General features: G+C 43.4%; 16 protein-coding genes and 1 pseudogene. 5 read left to right on the plus strand and 12 right to left on the minus strand.

Annotated elements, in window-relative coordinates:
- Window positions 1–78 precede the first annotated feature (78 nt).
- Entirely contained in the window at window positions 79–906 is an 828-nt protein-coding gene (locus tag DWX62_RS12220) for a GIY-YIG nuclease family protein (protein WP_119979495.1), read from the minus strand.
- Window positions 907–1029: 123 nt separating this feature from the next.
- On the opposite strand from DWX62_RS12220, the gene DWX62_RS12225 reads away from it, so the two are divergent.
- From DWX62_RS12225 to DWX62_RS12245, 4 genes and pseudogenes are all read left to right on the plus strand, one after another.
- On the plus strand, window positions 1030–1239 hold the full coding sequence (locus tag DWX62_RS12225) for a helix-turn-helix transcriptional regulator (RefSeq protein ID WP_106068618.1): 210 nt from the start codon (window positions 1030–1032) through the stop codon (window positions 1237–1239).
- A gap of 87 nt (window positions 1240–1326) precedes the next feature.
- Window positions 1327–3822, plus strand: a pseudogene (locus tag DWX62_RS12230) (DEAD/DEAH box helicase family protein); the annotation flags it as partial.
- A 591-nt stretch (window positions 3823–4413) separates the two neighbouring features.
- Window positions 4414–5637 carry a site-specific integrase gene (locus DWX62_RS12240; protein ID WP_120172876.1) on the plus strand — a complete coding sequence of 408 codons (1224 nt, stop codon included), beginning with the start codon at window positions 4414–4416 and terminating at the stop codon, window positions 5635–5637.
- Window positions 5638–5658: 21 nt separating this feature from the next.
- Window positions 5659–6960 (plus strand): site-specific integrase, encoded by a 1302-nt coding sequence (locus DWX62_RS12245; protein ID WP_120172877.1) that lies wholly within the window; start codon window positions 5659–5661, stop codon window positions 6958–6960.
- Window positions 6961–7028: 68 nt separating this feature from the next.
- On the opposite strand, the gene DWX62_RS12250 is transcribed toward DWX62_RS12245, so the two are convergent.
- The 10 genes from DWX62_RS12250 to gmd all read right to left on the minus strand — a co-directional run bounded on the left by DWX62_RS12250 (window position 7029) and on the right by gmd (window position 18724).
- The gene (locus DWX62_RS12250) at window positions 7029–7340 is read right to left on the minus strand and encodes a helix-turn-helix domain-containing protein (RefSeq protein WP_005644200.1); all 312 of its coding nucleotides are present in this window, start codon (window positions 7338–7340) and stop codon (window positions 7029–7031) included.
- Complete coding sequence (locus tag DWX62_RS12255; RefSeq protein ID WP_008777759.1) at window positions 7337–7633, minus strand: helix-turn-helix domain-containing protein; 297 nt, start codon at window positions 7631–7633, stop codon at window positions 7337–7339. Before DWX62_RS12255 ends, DWX62_RS12250 begins: the two co-directional genes overlap by 4 nt.
- Before the next feature lie 15 nt (window positions 7634–7648).
- Complete coding sequence (locus DWX62_RS12260) at window positions 7649–7966, minus strand: helix-turn-helix domain-containing protein (RefSeq protein WP_008777760.1); 318 nt, start codon at window positions 7964–7966, stop codon at window positions 7649–7651.
- 215 nt (window positions 7967–8181) lie between these two features.
- On the minus strand, window positions 8182–8598 hold the full coding sequence (locus DWX62_RS12265; RefSeq protein WP_243636271.1) for a hypothetical protein: 417 nt from the start codon (window positions 8596–8598) through the stop codon (window positions 8182–8184).
- A gap of 306 nt (window positions 8599–8904) precedes the next feature.
- Window positions 8905–10215: a sigma-54 dependent transcriptional regulator gene (locus DWX62_RS12270; RefSeq protein ID WP_120172879.1), complete on the minus strand. Its 1311-nt coding sequence runs from the start codon at window positions 10213–10215 to the stop codon at window positions 8905–8907.
- Window positions 10190–12502: a hybrid sensor histidine kinase/response regulator gene (locus DWX62_RS12275; RefSeq protein WP_120172880.1), complete on the minus strand. Its 2313-nt coding sequence runs from the start codon at window positions 12500–12502 to the stop codon at window positions 10190–10192. The genes DWX62_RS12270 and DWX62_RS12275 overlap by 26 nt, the downstream gene beginning before the upstream one ends.
- A gap of 226 nt (window positions 12503–12728) precedes the next feature.
- Window positions 12729–15002 carry a Helicase associated domain protein gene (locus DWX62_RS12280; RefSeq protein WP_120172881.1) on the minus strand — a complete coding sequence of 758 codons (2274 nt, stop codon included), beginning with the start codon at window positions 15000–15002 and terminating at the stop codon, window positions 12729–12731.
- A gap of 324 nt (window positions 15003–15326) precedes the next feature.
- Window positions 15327–16673 carry a sugar phosphate nucleotidyltransferase gene (locus DWX62_RS12290; protein WP_120172882.1) on the minus strand — a complete coding sequence of 449 codons (1347 nt, stop codon included), beginning with the start codon at window positions 16671–16673 and terminating at the stop codon, window positions 15327–15329.
- Between the two features lie 18 nt (window positions 16674–16691).
- Window positions 16692–17636 (minus strand): GDP-L-fucose synthase, encoded by a 945-nt coding sequence (locus DWX62_RS12295; protein WP_036657607.1) that lies wholly within the window; start codon window positions 17634–17636, stop codon window positions 16692–16694.
- Complete coding sequence (gene gmd / locus DWX62_RS12300; protein ID WP_120172883.1) at window positions 17633–18724, minus strand: GDP-mannose 4,6-dehydratase; 1092 nt, start codon at window positions 18722–18724, stop codon at window positions 17633–17635. The genes DWX62_RS12295 and gmd overlap by 4 nt, the downstream gene beginning before the upstream one ends.
- 895 nt (window positions 18725–19619) lie before the next feature.
- On the opposite strand from gmd, the gene DWX62_RS22000 reads away from it, so the two are divergent.
- The gene (locus tag DWX62_RS22000; RefSeq protein ID WP_165859016.1) at window positions 19620–19796 is read left to right on the plus strand and encodes a hypothetical protein; all 177 of its coding nucleotides are present in this window, start codon (window positions 19620–19622) and stop codon (window positions 19794–19796) included.
- 386 nt (window positions 19797–20182) lie between these two features.
- Here DWX62_RS22000 and DWX62_RS12305 read toward each other — a convergent pair whose 3' ends face one another.
- Entirely contained in the window at window positions 20183–20935 is a 753-nt protein-coding gene (locus DWX62_RS12305) for a WecB/TagA/CpsF family glycosyltransferase (RefSeq protein WP_120172884.1), read from the minus strand.

Here is a 20935-nt window from a genome sequence, read left to right on the forward strand (position 1 = left end):
GTTGATTGTGTATTTTACATTCCTGCTAATTTCCAAACAATCCTTTTTCTTCCATATATGCTTCCAATTGATATGTTATTAATCCAGCTGTTTTCTATAAACTGAATCCAATGTGTTTCCATCTTTGTCTTTCCATATCAACCAGCCATTATTACTGCTACCAATACAGAAATCTGCGGCAGTACTGGGACTTGAAAAAGTTTTATCTGACGTCAATACCAATATTCCGTTCTCAGTAGAAGTGTAATCTTGAAGCATCTTTTCTCGTTTTTCTTTCCAGTTGAAAGACGGAACCATTGTTTTGGCAACAGTACTTCCTTTTAGGACTGTAAAGCCATCTGAACTGTAGAAACCCTTTGCATTGCACCCTCTACCTTTGGTGTAGAATAGATGTTCTTCTTTGGGTTGTGATACATCAAAAATATTGCAACCGATAAATGATGCCAGAAACTTCACATCTTCGAAAAATTCATCCATTGAGTCCTGTTGATGCTCTGGTAGATTCGGTGCTTTAGGGATTTGTTTATTATCGCTTAAAACAAAAGCGTTTGCTTTCTTGGCTTCGGCTATCGCTTTATGTTCTAGGTATTGCACATCAACTTTGGTCATATCGGCATCTTTCGATACGAATATGAGTGCTTTTTGCCAAAACGCTTTTTTGCTGTCGTGCTCTTTTACACGTTCTTTGAAATTTTCCGTTTCACCTATATATGCCTGCGGTTTTGTTGATTCATCTTCCCCCAGTAATATATAGAATGCAGGTTTTTGTAACTTCTCTTGTGTATTCAAATAGGAGAGATTAGAACGTGGTACGACAAACATTTGGCAAATTTTGTTGCTAATGAATGCGTATTGAGTTCCTTTAGGATCTCCGTCAATTAAATATGTTGTTACAGTCTTTCCCATAAATATGTCTAAATTCAATTACTTTGAGGTATAACTCATTTAAGAACTGACTTTTCTTAATGCAAATATACACTATTATCGAATATAATTCGCTATATTTGCATTATAAAATCATATCAAAGAATGAAACTGAATAGAATAAAGGCTGTATTATCTGAAAAAGGTATCTCTCAGACATGGTTGGCAAAGAAACTTGACAAGAGTTTCAGTATGGTAAATGCCTATGCTTGTAATCGGATTCAGCCAAATTTGGAAACCTTGCAACAGATTGCGGAGATATTACAAGTCGATTTGAAGGATTTGATAACCGATAAAAAGGAAAGGTTACAATAGTATTTAATTAAGTTGGGAGGCTCTAAGACTTTTTACAGTTTATTACAGATGAGTCTATGAACTTCCGATAATATACATATCAAGAACATGACTCCTGAAGAAAAAGCAAGAATAAAGATAGACCAGTGGTTTGCCGATGCTGGTTGGAAAGTAGTCAACAGGGAGGATTATGAACCTACTTGTACAGCTGTAGCCATAAGAGAAGGTTTATTGAAAGGAAATCTTGAAGCAGATTATTTCCTTTTCATTAATGGAAAAGCAGTAGGGGTACTTGAAGCTAAGCGTGAAGAAACAGACGCATTTGCTTCCAAAGTATGCGAGCAGGCAACCTTATATGCAAGAAGTGTACCGAATATCTATCAGGCATATCAAAAGCCATTGCCTTTTATCTTCACCTCGAATGGCAAGGAACTATATTGTTGTGATTTTCGTGAACAAGATTCTTGTTTCAAGCAGATAATGGCTATTCCTACGCCGCATGAATTGGTCAAGAAGTTGGGGATTGAGGATACATTTGCCGGACTTCCTACATTGAAAAGGAAGGGACTTCGTGATTGCCAGTATGAGGCGGTGACAGAACTTGAAAAAAGTTTCCGTGCTGGGCAAAATCGGGCGTTGATGGTTCTTGCTACTGGAGCAGGCAAAACATATACGGCTTGTCTTGCTGCCTACCGAATGCTTTCTTATACACCAATGCGTAGAGTGTTGTTTCTTGTTGATCGAAATAATCTTGGAAAACAAGCAGAGGGAGAATTTGGGACTTTCCGTCTGACAGAGAACGGGGATGCTTTCAATACTATCTTTACGGTCAATCGCCTTCGTTCGTCTTCTATTCCTTCTGATAGCAATGTCGTTATTTCTACTATACAACGCCTATTCTCATTTTTGAAAGGAGAAACTATTGAGGATAACGATGACGATGATGAGAACGAACCTGTAGAGGAAGTAATCTTGCCTCCCAATCCCAAGTTACCGCACGATTACTTTGATATGATTATCATAGACGAATGCCATCGCTCCATTTATGGGAACTGGCGCAAGGTGTTGGAGTATTTCGATACGGCTCGACTTGTCGGTTTGACAGCAACCCCGATTGAAGAGACAAAGAAATTCTTTAACTATAATATCATTGTCAATTATACCTTAGAAAAGAGTATCGTTGATGGTGTGAATGTGGATTGTAGGGTGTATCGAATAAAAACGCAAGTTACGGAAACTGGGGGAGCTATATTAGAGGGTGAGAGAGTAAAGGAAGAAACGAGATATACAGGTGAGGTTAAGACTGTGAGTAACAAGGAAACCAAAACCTACACCAATAAAGAACTTAATCGGAGTGTCATTAATCCGGCACAGATAAAGTTAATCCTTTCAACCTATCGGGATGTGGTTTATACAGAATTGTTTAATGACCCACAACGTGAGCCGAATATGGACTATTTGCCTAAAACCTTGATATTTGCGCTCAATGAAGCTCACGCCACAAATATCGTACAGATAGCTAAAGAGGTGTTCGGACGGACTGACGACCGTTTTGTTCAGAAAATCACTTATTCAGCAGGCGACAGTAACGAGCTGATACGCCAATTCCGTAACGACAAGGATTTCCGTATTGCTGTCACCTGTACGTTGGTTGCCACCGGAACAGATGTAAAGCCACTGGAAGTGGTGATGTTCATGCGTGATGTGGAGTCATTGCCTTTATATATTCAGATGAAAGGGCGTGGAGTGCGCACTATTGGTGATGAGCAACTCCGCAATGTTACCCCGAACGCATTCAGCAAGGATTGTTTTTATTTGGTTGATGCGGTAGGCGTGACAGAACATGCGCAAACAGTGGCACCTATAGATGGCGGTCCTACAACAAAAACGATTACTCTAAAGGAGTTGTTAGAACGTATTAGTCATGGCTATATCCCTGACGAGTATCTCAAACGGCTTGCGGCAACGCTTGCACGAATATACAATAAAGCAGATGATTCGCAACGGAAAGAGTTTGTCCGTTTGTCTCATGATGACATGAAAGAGCTTTCTGTCAGAATATACGATGCGCTGGAGAAAGGCATTCTTCCATTGTTTGTAAGCACTGATGAGCCTAACAATGAACGTAAGGGGTTAGTCGCTCCGCTTGCCAATCATGCGGATGCTCGGAAATACCTTCTTATACTTGCAGCCGGATTCGTCAATACATTGATGCCGGGTGAAGATACGCTTATCTCCAAAGGGTTTTCCATTGAGGAAGCAAAAAATACGACAGAGGCTTTTGAAGATTTTTGTAAAAAGTACTATGACGAAATAGAGGCACTGCGCATCATTTACAACAATGAGGGAGAGCCTATAACCTATTCGATGCTAAAGGATTTGGAGAACAGACTCAAAATGGCAAACAATCATTTTACATCCAAACAACTCTGGAACTCTTATGCCATAGTTAATCCTAAAGTGGTAAGGCGTTCCACTACCAAAGAAGAAAGCGATGCATTGACCAATATCATACAACTTGTGCGCTTTGCTTTCCACCAAATCGAACGATTGGATAGCGTAGTTACTACCTCTAAACAGTTTTTCAATCTTTGGTTAGGACAAAACTGGAAAATCCAGTGTAAGCTGCCCCCTAAAACCAAGCGATTCTGCCCCCTTGTGCTAAAATAATCCTACCCCCTTGATTCCAATATAAAAATACCCCTGCTTGGCAATGCCCGGCAGGGGATTTTTCGTAGATTTGATTCCCGTCTTGACCGGTGGGATAAAATCATTTCTACTATGACAACAAAGATAGGAAAACTCGCTCACATACGGATAACTTTGGAGAAAATAATGTAAAGTGTTTGATAGCAAAAGGGATATGTCGTTTTGTACCACATTCTTCCGCAGGGGGCTTTTAGCAAGTTTCAGGTGGAGTTAGGAGGACAAATCACTACTTATCCATTGCCTTTTCGGGATAAAAAAAGAGGCTTGAAAAACAAGCTTTCGTCTTTCATTGATAACCCCGTTTACCACCGCAAAGAACGCTGTTTTTTCCATGTCTGCTGACGCAAACTTAGTCATATTTTTCCGTATCAGAAAAAAATACAGGCTTTGTTTGCAGGCCGAGGGGTCTTATTCTACGTTCCGCTACATTTTTCATGCCGTTCATTTACTCTGCATATAATAATTTTGCAAACAAAGGAATTGGTTATGAATCAGGTAAATGTAAAGGTGTCGTTCTACCTGAAAAAGAGCGAGGCGGATGCCGACGGGAATTGCCCCGTAATGGCAAAGTTGAATGTCGGAAAATATTCCGAAGCGGCATTCAGTGTGAAGATAAAAGTCCCGCAATCCCGCTGGTCTTCGGGACGCGCTTCCGGAAAAAGCGTGGCGGCAAAGGAAATCAACAACCGGCTGGATGAGATACGTGCGATGGCATTGAATATCTATATGGAACAGTCGGCTGTCCGTGACGGTGTGACGGCCGAAGAGGTGAAAGGCATACTGCTTGGAATGGCAAGCGGGCAGGAAACGCTTCTGGGATATTTCAGGCGGTTCATCCGCAACTTTGAAAAGCGTGTGGGGATAAACCGTACGGTAGGAAGCCTGAGAGCCTATAGCAATGCCTATAGCCATATCGAAAGATTCTTGCAGGCGCAATACAAGCTCTCCGATATTCCGTTTTCTGCGTTGGACCGTTCTTTCATTGACAAGTATGATTTGTATCTCCGGACGGAACGTAACCTCGCTCCCGGAACAATCATCAACCTGACCGTCCAACTGAAAACCATTGTCGGAGAGGCCATTGCTGACGGTATTATTACCGCCAGCCCGTTCATGGGCTACGAACCGGTGCGCCCGAAGCACGTGCAGAAATATCTCACGGCAGAAGAGTTGCACAGGATTATGACCACCCCGCTTCACAGGCAGACTCTCTATCATGTCCGTGACATGTTCCTTTTTTCCTGTTTTACCGGCATTCCATACGGAGATATGCGCCTGCTGACAAAGGACAACCTATGCCTTGCGGAAGATGGAATATGGTGGATCAAGAGTGCCAGGCAGAAAACCAAGATAGAATTTGAGATTCCTCTTTTGGATTTACCGTTGCAGATTCTGAAGAAATATAGCGGTACAGCTCCCGGTGACAAGCTGCTGCCAATGTATTGCAATTCCACGCTGAACCTCTACTTGAAAGAGATTGCCCGAATCTGCCACATTGACCGTCCGTTGGTCTTCCATGCAGGACGGCATACATACGCAACGGAAATCACACTCTCTCATGGGGTCCCCCTTGAAACGGTCAGCAGGATGCTCGGCCATAGTCAGATAGAGACCACACAAATCTACGCGAAAGTGACCGATGAGAAGATAGACGCCGACACCAAGGCATTGAACCGAAAAATCTCGGAGCGTTTTTCTGTCGTCATTTAATAACTTTTAAATGAAAAGAATATGGAAAAGAATACTGAAAAACAGAATGTCAAACGACGCAGCACTTTTGCCGTGCTGTTTTATATTAACCGCACGAAAGTGCGAAAGGACGGAATGTGCCAGCTATTGTGCAAGGTGAGCATTGATGCCGAATGGGCACAGATAGGAACCAAAGTCTCTGTCAATCCGGGCATCTGGAATCCAGAGAAAGGCCGTGCCAACGGAAGGAGCGAGAATGCCGTTACCGTGAACCGTGCCATAGATGACCTGACACGTGAGATTGCCGGACATTATGAGCGGATAAGAAACAGCCTGGGGTTCATCACGGCTGAACTGGTCAAAAACGCAGTCAAGGGTATCGGACAGAAACCGCTTACCCTGCTGGCTCTTTTCAGGGAGCATAACGAGGAGTTCAGGAAACGAGTCGGGATAGACCGCATACAGGAAACATACGACTCCTATCAGCGTTCCTACAAGCATCTTTCCGCTTTTGTCCGGGAAAAGAAAGGCGTGGAAGATGTGACGCTGCGAAGCCTTGACCGGACGTTTTATGACGATTTCGAGGTATTCCTGCGGACTGACCGCAACCTGAAACCCAAAAGCGTGCATGAACACCTGTACCGTTTGAAAAAGCTCACGATGCGGGCTGTGAGCCAGGGCACGTTGCGACGCGACCCTTATTGCCGCCTGCATCCCGAACTGCCCAAAAGGAAGAGCCGCCACATGAAACTGGAAGACCTTAAAACACTCATGACCACTCCGGTGGAGAAACCGCAACTGCAATTCGTGCGGGATATGTTCATCTTTTCAACCTTTACCGGACTGGCGTATGCGGATCTGAAACGGCTTTCGGACAAGGACATCACGCAGGCCGGCGACGGCACATGGTGGATTCATATCCACCGGAAAAAGACCGATACGCTCTCTTCTGTCCGTCTGCTGGATATTCCTCTTCAAATCATAGAGAAATACCGCGGCCAAAGAAGCGGAGACAAGGTGTTCAATATTTATGCCCGCAGGTATTTTATCCTGTTGACTAGGGAATTGGGGCAGGTATATGGTTTTGATTTGACCTTTCACCAGGCCCGGCATAATTTCGGTACCCACATCACCCTTTCGCTCGGCGTTCCGATAGAGACGGTAAGCCGGATGATGGGACATACCTCTATTTCCACCACGCAGATTTACGCGCAGGTTACAGACACGAAAGTGGACGAGGACATGAAACGGTTGAGGTCCACAGGTTTCGGAAACAGGATAGACCTTTGCGAGGAGGATTTCACCGTCAGGAAAAAGCGGAAAATAAAATCACCGGCTGTATGAAATGGAAAACGGAGAAACTGCCCGGCTGACAGCAGGCAGTTTCTCCGTGCTTGATTAAAGAAGCAGTACTATACCCAGCGCTGTTCCTCCCGGCACCGTTTGTAGGCATCGTCCAGTATTTTCATGATATCGGACTCTTTATAGAGTGCCTTCCCTTGCACCAGATAGTAAGGGATTACACCGAATGTACGGTATTCCTGCAATGTACGCCTGCTTACCCGCAGGACTTTGGAAAGTTCCTCGTCCGTAAGGAAACGTTCACCGTTGAAGAGTGATCTCGGTACATCCTCCATTACTGAAAGCATCCTCTCCATTTTCTCCAGTCCCTGGAACATCACGTCAATGCGTGGGTCTTTCTTGTCTATAAAATGATAGCTCATAATTTGCTCTTTATTAAAGGGTGGTAACTCAATTCCAATAATCTCCGTATATCTTCCGGTTTGTAGAAAAGCTTGTTTTTGATGCGACTGAAAGGAAGGAGACCTTTGGCACGATACGCCTGAAGGGTCTTTTTGTTGATGCGGAGTACGTCGCACACCTCCTGGTTGTCCAGCCAGTTTTTCAGGCCGAGATCCTCGACCGGACGGCACAGGCGTGTCACCCGGTCCTCAAATTCGCAAAAACGGACACGCAGTTCTTCAAAAGTCTGTTTGTCAATACATACAAGTTCCATATTCTTTCATTTATATTAATTTTCCATCTGTTTTTTCAGTCTCGCCGGCAAACGCCTGCCCTTTTGGTTGAGGAACGCCTCGACCTCGGAGGACTTGTAATAGGTACGCCCGTCTATCATGTAATAGGTCACGAGTTTCTTCTGGCGGTACCGCGCGAGAGTGCGTTTGGTAATGCCGAGCAGCTCGCACATGTCCTGGTTGTCCAGCAGCTTGTCTCCGTCAAGCGCGGAGGTCTGGCGGTTCATACGGCTCAGCCTGTCTTCAATCCTGTCGAACCTTTCCATAATCTGATGAAGCATCATCTGGAAGGTCTCACGGTCTGTCTGTATCATAATACGGTCTGTCTTTAAAGTGTAAATAATTGACTGGTTACACCTTGTCGCGCAACAGGTTATATTATGATATAGGGCTAACGGCGTGCCAATTGCTCTGTATTTCACGAAATGACATAGCTATTCCGTTGAAATACAGTACAATAAAAAATAAAGGAGAAATATTTGATGGGAAATTAACCTTGCAGGATGCAAGGATTCTCGCAATCTGCAAGTTACATCCTGCAAGGATTACGATAAATCAGACGGCAGATGCCACCAGGCAGGACAACGGCCTTGTGTAACTGCCATTGCCGGACGGGAAAGATGGCCTGTATGGAATTCCCTTTGCCGGCGGAATAAGGAAAAAGGTAGATAATAAGTCCTTCCACAAGATTGTAATGGAAGAGGCCACGCAGGAGATCCAATGTTTCTGCATCAGAAACTTCTGCCAGGTAGATAAAGGAATCGCCTTTAGTGTCTTTTTCACAAAGAAGGTCTAGTATGTAATGGGGTAAAATCCGGGCATCACAACGCTCCCGCCAACGGGCAAAACCTTTCCTGTGGTTCATTACCCATCGCATCAGCACGTTGTCGGTTTCCGGCAGGAAGCCGTCCAGTGTCATCGCCGTTACAGCTTGGACTTTTGGCATAAATTCTGTTTTGATACCGGACCGTAAGCCGTCAAAAAAAGAAGCGTGCAAACACGCTACTTCTAATGGAGGCTCTGGAATGCCTTTGAAAGGAATAGGTGAATGCACGCTATGCGTAGGCATAGCATAAGCAATCACGCAATAGTTCCTTTCAATGTTAATTTTCCAGATTCCCATTAGAAACACCTTGCGGTCTTATGTCATATACAGTCAGCAATTGTCTTAGAGACAATATGTCGATTTTTCTCTATTTGTTTGCAAATGTACACATATTCAGTGAGAGTTGCACTAACGGCAGGCTCATTTTTATTTCACCCCGTATTTCTTCATCTTCCGGTACAGTGTTGCTGGGTTGATGTTCAGCAGTGCGGCAGCCTGTTCCCGGTGTCCGTTGCAAGCTTTAAGAGCATTGATAATATTCATTTTCTCCAATGACTCATCCTTCAACGGCTGAATTGCCGGGGAGTGCGTATCTCCACTTTGGCGGATCTCAATATCCAATCCTTCCATATCCAGCATCGGAGTCTCCGCAATCAATACAGCACGTTTGATCCGGTTCTGTAAGTCCCGGACATTGCCCGGCCATGAATAGGTAAGCATCCTGCGCTTGGCATCTTCCGTAAAGCCTTGTGTTTCCCTTTTCAGTTCTTTCGAATGGCGTTCACGGAAAAACTCAGCCAAAGGGATGATGTCTTCCGGACATTCCGCCAATGAAGGCTGACGTATCTCGAATTCGCAAAGGCGGTGGTAAAGGTCTTCCCTGAACCGCCCTTCCTTGATGGCCAGTTGCAAATTCTCATTTGTGGCGGTAACGATACGCACGTCCGCTACCCGTTCCTTGTCACTGCCTATCGGAGTATAGGTATTCTCCTGTAACACGCGCAGCAACATGGACTGAATCTCATAGGACATTGTACCTATCTCGTCCAGAAACAGAGTTCCGCCTTTCGCCATGTCGAAATATCCGGTCTTGGCGGTGTCGGCACCGGTAAATGCCCCTTTCTCGTGACCGAAGAACAACGAGGCGGCCAGTTCACGTGGCAGTGCCCCGCAGTTCACCGCCACGAAAGGCATCTCCCGGCGTTCGCTGCCCAGATGGATGCTCTGTGCCACCGACTCCTTCCCTGTACCGTTGGCACCAAGTACCATCACCGACATTTCCGATGGAGCTACCAGTCTGGCAAGTTTCTCCACTTGTAGGATCTTCGGACTTGTACGGTGAAACAGTACCTTTTCCTGTTTCCGTACCGTAACCATGGGGCGGAACACATCTTCTGCCAGTTCCAGCAGATGTTCCTTGCGTACCGGCTTGGGAAGGTAGTCTATCGCTCCCAACTTAATAGTGCGCACCACATCGGGAACCGACACATACTCGGTCGTGATGATGAAAGGAATATCCTTTCTTTCCTTGCGCAGCCATTCCAGTAGAGATATTCCGTCCCCTTCGGGTAGACGTACGTCCGATAGAATCAGATCAAATTGTATTTTGCGTATCAGTGAACGGGCTATCGGTTCGTTCATAGCTGTCACGACATCATAACCAGCTTGTGCAAACCAGTCCTTCTGCATCTGAGACAGACTGATATTGTCTTCAACTATCAGTATTTTCCGTTTCATTTGTCTGTCTTTTTATTTCATTTTTTGCTGCTGCCATCAACATATCGGTATGATTTATTATCCGTTGAGTATATTCTTTTAAAGCAGTGTCACTGGCCCTTTCATCTTTTAAAAGAGAACGATAAGCGAACAACATTTCTTCATTATGTAATAATTCCCACATCGGCAGCATACGGTGAACCGTTTCACGCAATTTCTTCCTATTACAATTTTCTATGGCCGAATTGAGTTCTTCAACATCTTTTTTCGACTGGTCAATAAAGGAACATAATAATTTTATCTTGTCGCTCACCTCACACAACATCATGCTGAAATCTACATCATGCTTTTTGTCAGGGCAACCTCTTTCTATAGTTGACAACAGACCGATCAATTCTGTAGATGAGAACGGCTTATAAATACAGGCTGTAAATCCGGCATTCAAAAAAGCATCTTTCTCCTTCTCTCCACGTGCAGTCATAGCGACAATGGGTATAGTCTTTGAATTGCCAATACTTGAGTTACGTAACAAAGTCAACAATTCAAACCCGTTGGTGTAAGGCATCAGGATATCTGTAAGCAACAGGTCATAATCTTTTTCCCTCATGGCTTTTACTACCTCTTTGACTGTGGTACAAGTTGTACAGGTCATGCCATTACGCTCTAACATTTCTTTAATGACAGCTTGCAACATACTGTCGTCATCAATAACAAGTACATTGTGATGCAGGTGTGTGGAATGCGCCGGGACATGTTTTTCGCTTTCCAACGGTTCATCCGTTTCCGGCATGGGAAGGGTCACACGAAATGTGCTTCCACAATTAATCAAACTTGTTACTTCTATTGTCCCATCAAGAAGATTGACAAGTCCTTGCGTGATCGGAAGCCCCAATCCGAATCCGTCCGCATTGGTTGCAGAGGTCTGGCGTTCAAAAGGACGAAAGATACGGGAAAGTGTCTCCTCACTCATACCAACACCGGTATCCACTATTTCCATGACCAGCAGTCCATTGAGATAGTGCACATTGAAATTGATTGTGCCAGTCTCCGTGAACTTAACTGCATTGGTAAGCAGATTGTCTATAATCTGTTCTATGCGGTCTGCATCACCATATAACTTGACTTCCGTATCCTTAAAATCACAATTGAACAGGATACCCTTATTATTGATTATATGAGAAAAACCGGCAGCGGTACGTTCCAATAATTCATGCAGGTCGAATGGGACATCGTTCCGTATTTCTTTCGCCTCGTTTAACCGATACACATCCAACAGGTTGTTAAGCAGATGTACCACATGCTTGCACACCCTCCTTATATTATTCAGATGGATATTCCTCCGTTTCTTTTCACGTGTATCCATTGCCAGATCGGCACTGCCGTCAATGACATTCAAAGGGGCACGTATGTCATGCGATATGGTCAGGATAATATTCTTGCGCATTTCCAACAGCGCAGTGTTTTGTTGTATCGTATCTTCCAAACGCTTCCTTGTTCTTGCCTTTTCCCGTAAATCTTTTTGAATAATCAGATAGGATATGACAAGCAGAATAATGGCAGAGATAATCAGCCAGGAGATGACACATATGGAACGGTTGTAAGATTCTCTAAGATGACATTCCTTCGCTTCAAGTACACGTTCTGTCTGGTTGTTCATCGTGGTTATCAGATGGCGAAGCTTTCGGTTGAGTTCCTTGTTGTGGTTGCGGAGGCTATCGGTATAAGCATTGATACTTTCCTGCCGTTCTTCCTGCATGGATAGCAATTCCTTGTTCAATGTCTTGAGAATTGTAGATGCGGAAGGAACTATCTCCAGAGTTTCTTTTGCCCCTAAAAATCCTGTAAAACCTTTCTTTTTACGAATAACAGTACGCGGTTGAGCTTCCGCTGGTAAATGAGAGAATTGCATACCTTCCTGACTGTTCTGACTATGGAAAAGTTGCATAATTTGGTATAAATGCTCTTCTTTACTGGATAATAGATAGCGCAGCGAGTCTATTTGACTTTGGCTGACAAATTCCTCATACCCCTTGTGCATGGCCTGCAACATGGAATCGATATGCAGACGAAGAGAATGATAGTTCGCAAAATCCTCCTCTTCCCAAGAAAGGGCTGTTTCACCATAAGTTGAGAGAATCGTAATGTGATGCTGGACTATATTTCCATTGTGTTGAACCCGATGAATTGTTTGTGCCTCAGTTTCAATCACCAAAACCCTATTCCGCTCACGTACCATGATTATAATCATACCGATTATAGCCACAATCAACACCATATATCCAAAGATGATTTTATATTGAATACTCATTTATCAATATTTGCTGTTTATTTAGACACTATATGTATGTGGAAAGCAACCAGTCCTTCTATCCGAAATTTAAGGGAGGCTTGTATAAACGGTAATATGCCTATTAGTACGAAAAGCGATTGGGTATATTGTATTCTAAAATCATAGTGTACTTTGAACTGCGATAATAAGGCTGCGGAAACTCTATTGTTTCGTATGAAATGAGAGTATTTCCATTTCTTCTGTATTACTTGTCTCCTTTCAAGGGTATAAATCCTATTTGTTCCAATTGGGCGATTTTTTGATCCGACAAGCTTCCTCTTCGATAATTCCGTCTTTGAACCGTACACCAACGCCCCAACGCCCCTTCACGACATCCAGGCCACCGTCCATTTTGGACATGAAACTGGTGCAACTGTTCCAAGTAGCTTCGCCAGACCTGCTCCACCGACCAGACAAATCCTATTCGATCTAATAGTGTTTGACGATCAGGGGAAAGTTTCCCTTGCTTGCGCATTTTCCGCTGTCTACTGCACCACTCGCCCAAATAACCTTCGGCTGATTTGGGAAAGCGCTGCTGTTTGTCAAGAAAGATTTTCAACGCTTCATAATTTTTCATCCATTCACCGTTCAAGTCCTGACTCCACACAAATCCGATCTCATCCAACACACGAATACGTTCTTTGCTCAAACGTCCTTTCTTACGTCTTTCCCGTTGAGTATAACACCAGGTAGCCAAGGCACCATCCTCCCGTTTGGGCCAGCGACCTTGAGTCGCAAAGAAGACTTTCAATGATTGGAATTCCTTCATCCAGTTTGAATCCAGCAGGTTCCATTCAAAGCCGACAGACTCTAGCAGTTTGTAACGCTCCTCCGAAAGTCTACCCCGTTTGTAAGCCATGCGCTGCGTATTGCACCACAAGCCCAGCTTCCCCTCTGTAACCGAAGGCCAGTCATTTTCTTTTTTACGGAACTCAATAAGCCTCTCATACATGATCCGCCAAGGTTCTAACTCTGTCAATATCTCCTCAATACGAAGCCGTATGTCTGATAGGAAACCTGTGGTCAGAAAAGAGGTCACCCCTTCAAATCCCTTGGGTGAAGGCTGACAGGCAAGGCGTTCCATGTGCAAGGCCATCATGTCATATACAGATTTGCCCGATAGGTTATTCACAAAATCCAATACGACAGGCTGTTTCCCGCTTCCGGCATCCAAGCAACGGCCCAGCTGTTGCAGGGTAACAATATAGGATTCTGTCCTCCGTAGAAACAAGACGGCATCTATGCCCTCCACATGCAGTCCTTCTATCAGCATATTGACAGAGAACAATACATGCAATTTCCCAGATTCTTTTTGGAAAGCCGTTAGTATTTGATTATTAGTCCGTTCGCTTTGAGTGTGATGGATCTCAAATGGTGTGATTACCCGTCCGGCTTGTGTCAGCCAGCCACACACCTCAGGAACCATCTGTTTCAGGTCGGCAAGATCACGGCAAAAAACCAGCAGTTTACGTACATCTTTGGGCAAGAACTTTCGGATTACCTCAGGAGCTCCTAACGCCCCTTTAAAATCAACACGAGCCACATCCAGTTTCTTTTGGACTTGTTCTTTTCGTCGAATTGAACATCCGCTTCGATCCAATCGCTTTTGTAAACGATTCAGTTCACCGTCTAATCCATAGGCACTTTGTACCAGGATTGGGACTGGTAAAATACGGTAATACCAAGCCTGAGGTAAGGTAAGTTCATAAAACAGATTTCCCTCGAAATAAAGATCCACCGTATCAATCATTCCCTCCGGGCGAATAGGAGTGGCCGATGTTCCTAATATATAGGCCTGCGGATTGGATTCAATTACCTCCTGCAAAGCAGCCCCCCATATTTCTGCACCGAAATGATGAAACTCATCAATCAAAATATGATCTGCTTTGAGTTGTTTATCATTTTTTCGATAATATATCAATGACTGAAACGTTCGATAGCAGATATAAGGAGAGGTAAAGCCTACCGCCTTTTTGATCTCCTCCAGGATTGTGACATTTGGAGCAAATACGCAAATTCGTTCTGTGGCATGGTCTGATATATAACGAGCCAGCAGATATGACTTTCCCGTCCCGGTCGCTTGCACAACGGTACCGATACGATGCTGTTCAAAGCCTTTTATAATAGCACGATAAGCTTTCTCGTTATGCGGGTAAAGTTCTACATGTCTGCCGGAATTAAGGCTTCTGAGGTAGTTGTCGTCAGAAACAGTCAAACCATGCAACTCATAAGCCAACGCCTCTTTCAGAAATCCACCATGAGCTACAATCCGAAAATAAAGACTCCCTTTACCTTGGGTTAATACTGTAAACTCCTCATAATATTTCTCAACGTCCGTTCGGGTCAAGGGGCGAATATTCCAAACCTCTTTAGCAATAAAATGTACCATTCCCGGCTTGAATCCGACCCATAGGAAGCCGTCCGATTCTATTACGTGATAAGCAAGTTTTCGATAATAAACCGATAACGAAGAAACCATGTTATACAATCAATGTTTTCAAGATATCAAAAGAACAAAAAGTGATGTACAAGACGCAGTTTGTTCCAACACTTCTTGTTCTTTCTTCATTCCCATACGAAATAGCATAAGATAAATTCTTAATGGATTAACACCGGAATATTTTGATACTGTCCACTGAACATTTGCATTTTTGGAATGCAATATAAATTTTGATTCTCCCATAAACTCGATTTTCATAATCAATGGAAGAATCACAAAAGCCCTTACCTTTTATAATACTGAATTTTGTGTAAAATATTTAATCGGATTTGATTATCTGGAAGTTCTCGCCAAACTTTGTATCTACTTTTGCCAATTCCAATCAAACAATTCCACATCATCTTCAAGAAGATCGCTTCCGGTTTGCGTTTCTATCAGGGTCAAGTCATTTATGGCTTTTAGACCGTGGCGCATATCTTGAAGGATACAAACAGTATCTCCCCGTTTAACTGGGGTAATTTTTCCTTCTATAGCCAACAGTCCCTCTCCGTCAACAACCGTCCATACCTCTTTCCGTAGATGATGAGCTTGATATGTGAGACTTTTTCCTGCCTTTATAATTAATTGCTTCGTCAACGACTGAAAGCCATCTGAATATTGAACATTATGAATAATCTTGTATTCTCCCCAATGTCTTTCCTCATACATTGGACAACACTGTAGCCGGTCTGCATATTTTTTTATGTTCTCGCTCTTGCTCTTTTCGGAAATTAAAATACCATCATTCGATGCTGCAATCACCAAATCTTTGGTTCCTATACACATAATCGGAAGATCCAATTCATTAATGATATGTGTATTTTCCGCCTCTCCATCTGTGATAACATTACCTATTACATGGTCTTCCAACTCATCTGTAAGTGTATTCCAAGTCCCTAAATCTTTCCATTTGCCAGAGAAAGGAACTACTGCTACCAATTTGGCCTTTTCTGCCACCTCATAATCGAAACTGATTTTGGGGAATTCACTATATCTGTTACGGATTTCCGAAAAAGAAACAGCCCGGATATATTGCTCCACAATATTCATCATATATCCCAACTTAAAAGCAAATACGCCACCGTTCCAAAATGCATTTTCTTTTATAAGATATTCCGCTGTAGCTACATTCGGTTTTTCCGTAAACCGTTTGACCGAAAAGATTCCACCTTTCAGTTTCGATTCATCAGGCACTACATATCCATATTTAACAGATGGATAGGTTGGAGTAATCCCCATAAGAACCAGCTCAGCTACATTGTCATCCACCGCATGCACCATCTGCTCAATAACTTTGAAATATCCTGCTTCCGTAAAAGGGTCACAAGGCATAACAACAACTACTTCTTCATCGGCACATGATTTCTCATATTTCAGATATGAAGCAGCCAAAGCAATGGCTGGAAATGTATCACGTCTTTCTGGCTCCACCACTACATCGATGTATTCACCCAGTTGATTGTAAATAACATCAGCCTGAGACAAGCTGGTAGCCACGGTTACATGACCTTTTAAATCGGATTCTCCCAATTGACGAATAACCCGTTGTACCATCGACTCTTTTTGACTATCGGGAGAATTGAGTAATTTTATAAACTGTTTGGAACGGCTGTTATTTGACAGAGGCCAAAGGCGTTTCCCAGAGCCTCCGGATAATAAAAGAATTTGCATAAATAATGTTTTAAATCGTTACCTTTCTGCACGCATAGGATTATGCAAGAAATCATCATAAGCCAATCGGATACCATCTTCCAATTCAGTTTGGTAAGACCACCCCAAAGCCATGGCTTTCGATACATCCAAAAGCTTTCGGGGTGTACCATTCGGACGTGTCGTATCCCACTTGATTTCGCCTGTAAATCCTACAACCTTAGCCACCAATTCTGTAAGATCTTTAATGGTCAATTCTTTACCGGTTCCTGCATTCACAGTTTCATTCCCCGAATAGTTGTTCATCAAGAACACGCACAGATTAGCCAAATCATCTACATATAGAAACTCCCGGAGCGGGCTGCCATCACCCCAGCAAGTCACTTCATCCAGACCCGCCTCTTTCGCCTCATGGAAACGGCGAATCAAAGCAGGAAGTACATGACTATGTTCAGGATGATAGTTGTCATTGGGACCATAGAGGTTAGTCGGCATCACGCTGATGAAGTCTGTGCCATACTGTCGGTTCAAAAATTCGCAATACTTCAACCCCGATATTTTAGCCAAGGCATACGCCTCATTCGTTTTCTCCAGTTCTGATGTCAGTAAACAAGATTCCGGCATGGGCTGAGGGGCTAAACGCGGGTAGATACATGAAGAACCTAAGAACTCCAATTTTTTACATCCGTTCTTCCAAGCTGCGTGAATCACGTTCATCTCCAGTATCATGTTGTCATACATGAAATCAGCCAATGCAGATTGGTTGGCAATGATGCCACCTACTTTGGCAGCAGCCAAAAAGACATATTCCGGTTTTTCTTCCGCAAAAAACTTTTCCACAGCTTCTTGCCGTGTCAAATCCAATTCTGCATGAGTACGAGTGGTAATATTCATATACCCTTGCCGATGTAACTCACGGACAATGGCAGAACCCACCATCCCACGGTGTCCTGCCACATATATTTTTGCGTTCTTATCCATCATTTTACGATTCCTTTCTCCAGATATTCGGCCAAGTTGGTACGCATTACGTTGGCCACATGTTCCGCAGCCACTTTTTGCATATCATGAGACACCATAATTTTCACCAACTCTTCAAAGGAGGTGGATTGCGGATTCCATCCCAATTCATTCCTAGCTTTCGTAGGATCACCCCATAGGTTGACAACATCCGTAGGACGATAGAAATCCTCACTGACTGCTACCAGTACCTTTCCGGTCTTTGCATCAATACCTTTCTCATCTATACCTTCACCTTCCCAACTCAGTTCAATGCCGGCATAGTGGAATGCCAATGTAGCAAATTCGCGAACAGTGTGCTGTACACCTGTTGCAATGACGAAATCCTGCGGTTTGTCCTGTTGAAGAATCAGCCACATACATTCCACATAATCTTTAGCATATCCCCAATCACGTAAGGAATCCAAATTACCCAGATACAGACAATCCTGCTTCCCTTGAGCAATACGGGCAGCAGCCAATGTAATCTTGCGCGTTACAAAGGTTTCGCCTCTGCGTTCCGATTCGTGGTTGAACAGGATACCCGAACAACAGAACATATTATAAGCCTCGCGGTACTCTTTCACAATCCAATAGCCGTAAAGTTTGGCTATGGCATAAGGGCTGTAAGGATGAAACGGTGTATTTTCATTTTGAGGAACTTCTTCTACCTTGCCATAAAGTTCGGAAGTTGAAGCCTGATAAATCTTACAGGTTTTCTCCAGATGATTGGTACGAACCGCCTCCAATATGCGGAGCACTCCTACAGCGTCCACATCAGCTGTAAATTCAGGTGCATCAAACGACACCTGTACATGGCTTTGAGCAGCCAAATTGTAAATCTCAGTAGGCTGTACTTTACCCACTAATTTCACTAAAGACATAGAGTCCCCCATATCCGCATAGTGCAAGTGAAAATGAGGTTTCCCTTCTAAATGGGCAATACGTTCCCGATAATCTACCGAAGAACGACGAATAATACCATGAACATCATATCCTTTGTCCAATAAAAATTCCGCAAGAAAAGAACCGTCTTGCCCGGTAATTCCAGTAATTAAAGCTATTTTCTTCATATTTATAAAAATAAATGGAGAATATCAAAATATATAATTGCGCAATACCTTCCAACAATATCAATTATTAAGTCTATTTCTCAGTAAAGTAATTAAATTCACTTACATCTATCCTACATTTCCACCTTCTATATGGTTACGATTCCAAGTTCTTGTAATAACATACACAGTTCTGTACTATCTGCCGAGAACGCCACACCCAAGTGCGGATGCGGCTAGCGTGGTCACTTCCTGCCGACCACTGATGCTCATGGCTACACCAACCGGTAAGGTCCATTGATGAGATAAGTACCTATTGCAGTTGCCACGCCGATACCTGCGGTACATACCACTATTTCTATCAGATAAGAGGTAATTTTGCTTGTATCGGAAGAGATAATTCTGTACCTATCTTGCAAGAATAGGATATAGAATGAACCGATATGCCACTACTTCCGTATAGGTTATTCCACTCGTCGATAGAGAAGTGGAGAGTTTCAAAAGTTATCGATGAAGTACTGGTTGCGGTACAGAGAAAATAGTAGGATGTGAGTTGATCTGCTGCCATCGTGACTTTCCTGTTTGCTCCTACCATCAGTTCGCATCCTTCATTGTCCGTTCACGTCTTTCTGTGCGGTGATGACAGCAATTATATCCGAATCCAAGTCGTATTCCAATGTTATCGGTTTTCTTAATGTAGCAGAAGCATTAACCATGCAGCAAAGTACTTCCTATAGCCCTCGTACTGACAGCCCGTATAGCTTTCGCACCAACTGAACGAAGTGTGGTTTACTCAGTCACTTCAACTGCGTAAAGGAAAGTTGACTATGATTTCCACACCGATCTCTACAGCACCATTTGACGCTGTCATAGTCTTTTTTATCTCACCCCTTCATTATATTTCAAGGTTTCGGATGTGACACTGCCACTTGCCAAACCGTCAGTGGCTGCGATAAACGATTTATTCTCATTGCTCAATGTCACGTTCTACACCGGATTATTATTGCCATCGCTCACGGTCATGATGGTTTCCTTGGATACCTTGCTGATGCTGTTAATGCATAAGTATCTGCTGTCACGCTACCGAATATGAATATTCCGTCCGTTTGAATTGTAGCGGATGCACCGTTCATGGAGACAGTAGCCAAAAGGTCATTTCCGTCAATACCTGTCACACGTCTGCTGGTGCTGTATGTCACGGTTGATGTCAGCAAAGCATGTTGGTTAGAAAAACATCACCATGTTCAGTTGTACATTAGCAGCAGTTCCCGTATTGATTCACCACCGGCACAAGTGCCTATGCAGTCACCTCCCAGCGATGTCACATTCCCACCTTACCCCCGGAGCAGCTTTACCAATAGCCATTCCAAAAGATATCCCTATAGTTGCCCCCATGAAAACATCCATAGTCTGGGTTTCCTATAGGCAGAACTCGGTCGAAGACAATGAAAGGAACAATTCAAACGATAGTATCTTTTTCTATTCTACATATCTTTCTTTTCTATGTTTGCATATCATCTCTTTCATAAACAGTTTAGGCAATGTCAACAAAATCATGCTACACCGTTTTATTTGTTTCTTTGGTTCTTTGAATATCCTATGTGCGAATTCTAAATGCCATTTTATCATCCATTGCGGAGCACGCTTAGTATCTGTCCCGCTGTAAAACTTGAAGACAGCCCCCACCGCAATCATCACCCCTCGTTTCAAATGGGGTTTCAGTAGGCTCATAAATATCTCCTGCTTGGGAGCACCCAAGGCTATCCATATAATGTCGGCATTATCCGCTTCTATCTCCTTAGCAATACCCGCATAGTCAAAGTCTTCCACCGTCCTATATGGAAGTTCCAGGAATGTCATACTCTTCACATCTATATTTTCTTTCAATAGATTGTTTTGCAAACCTTTCAGCGTGGCTTGCGATGTTCCCATGAAAATCATCCGGTACTTCTTGCTGCGGATAATATCCATGAAGATTTGGCTTCCGCAATATTGCTCATACCGCTTTCCGTAAATCCAGCGAATATACAATGGGACATAACTGCTATCACAAATAGAGAACATTCCCCCATTCACTATTTTCAGATAGTTAGAATTTCGATTTGCCACATTCAGTATCACACCATCGGCCACACAGATATAATCTGCTTCTTTCTTTGTCACTTGTTGGGCTATACGAGTCCCTACAAGTTCTTTATCGAATTCGTAACGGATATTGAAATAAGTTTGCAT

It is taken from the genome of Bacteroides sp. AF20-13LB, assembly GCF_003603065.1.
GTDB classification, from domain to species: Bacteria; Bacteroidota; Bacteroidia; order Bacteroidales; family Bacteroidaceae; genus Bacteroides; species Bacteroides uniformis.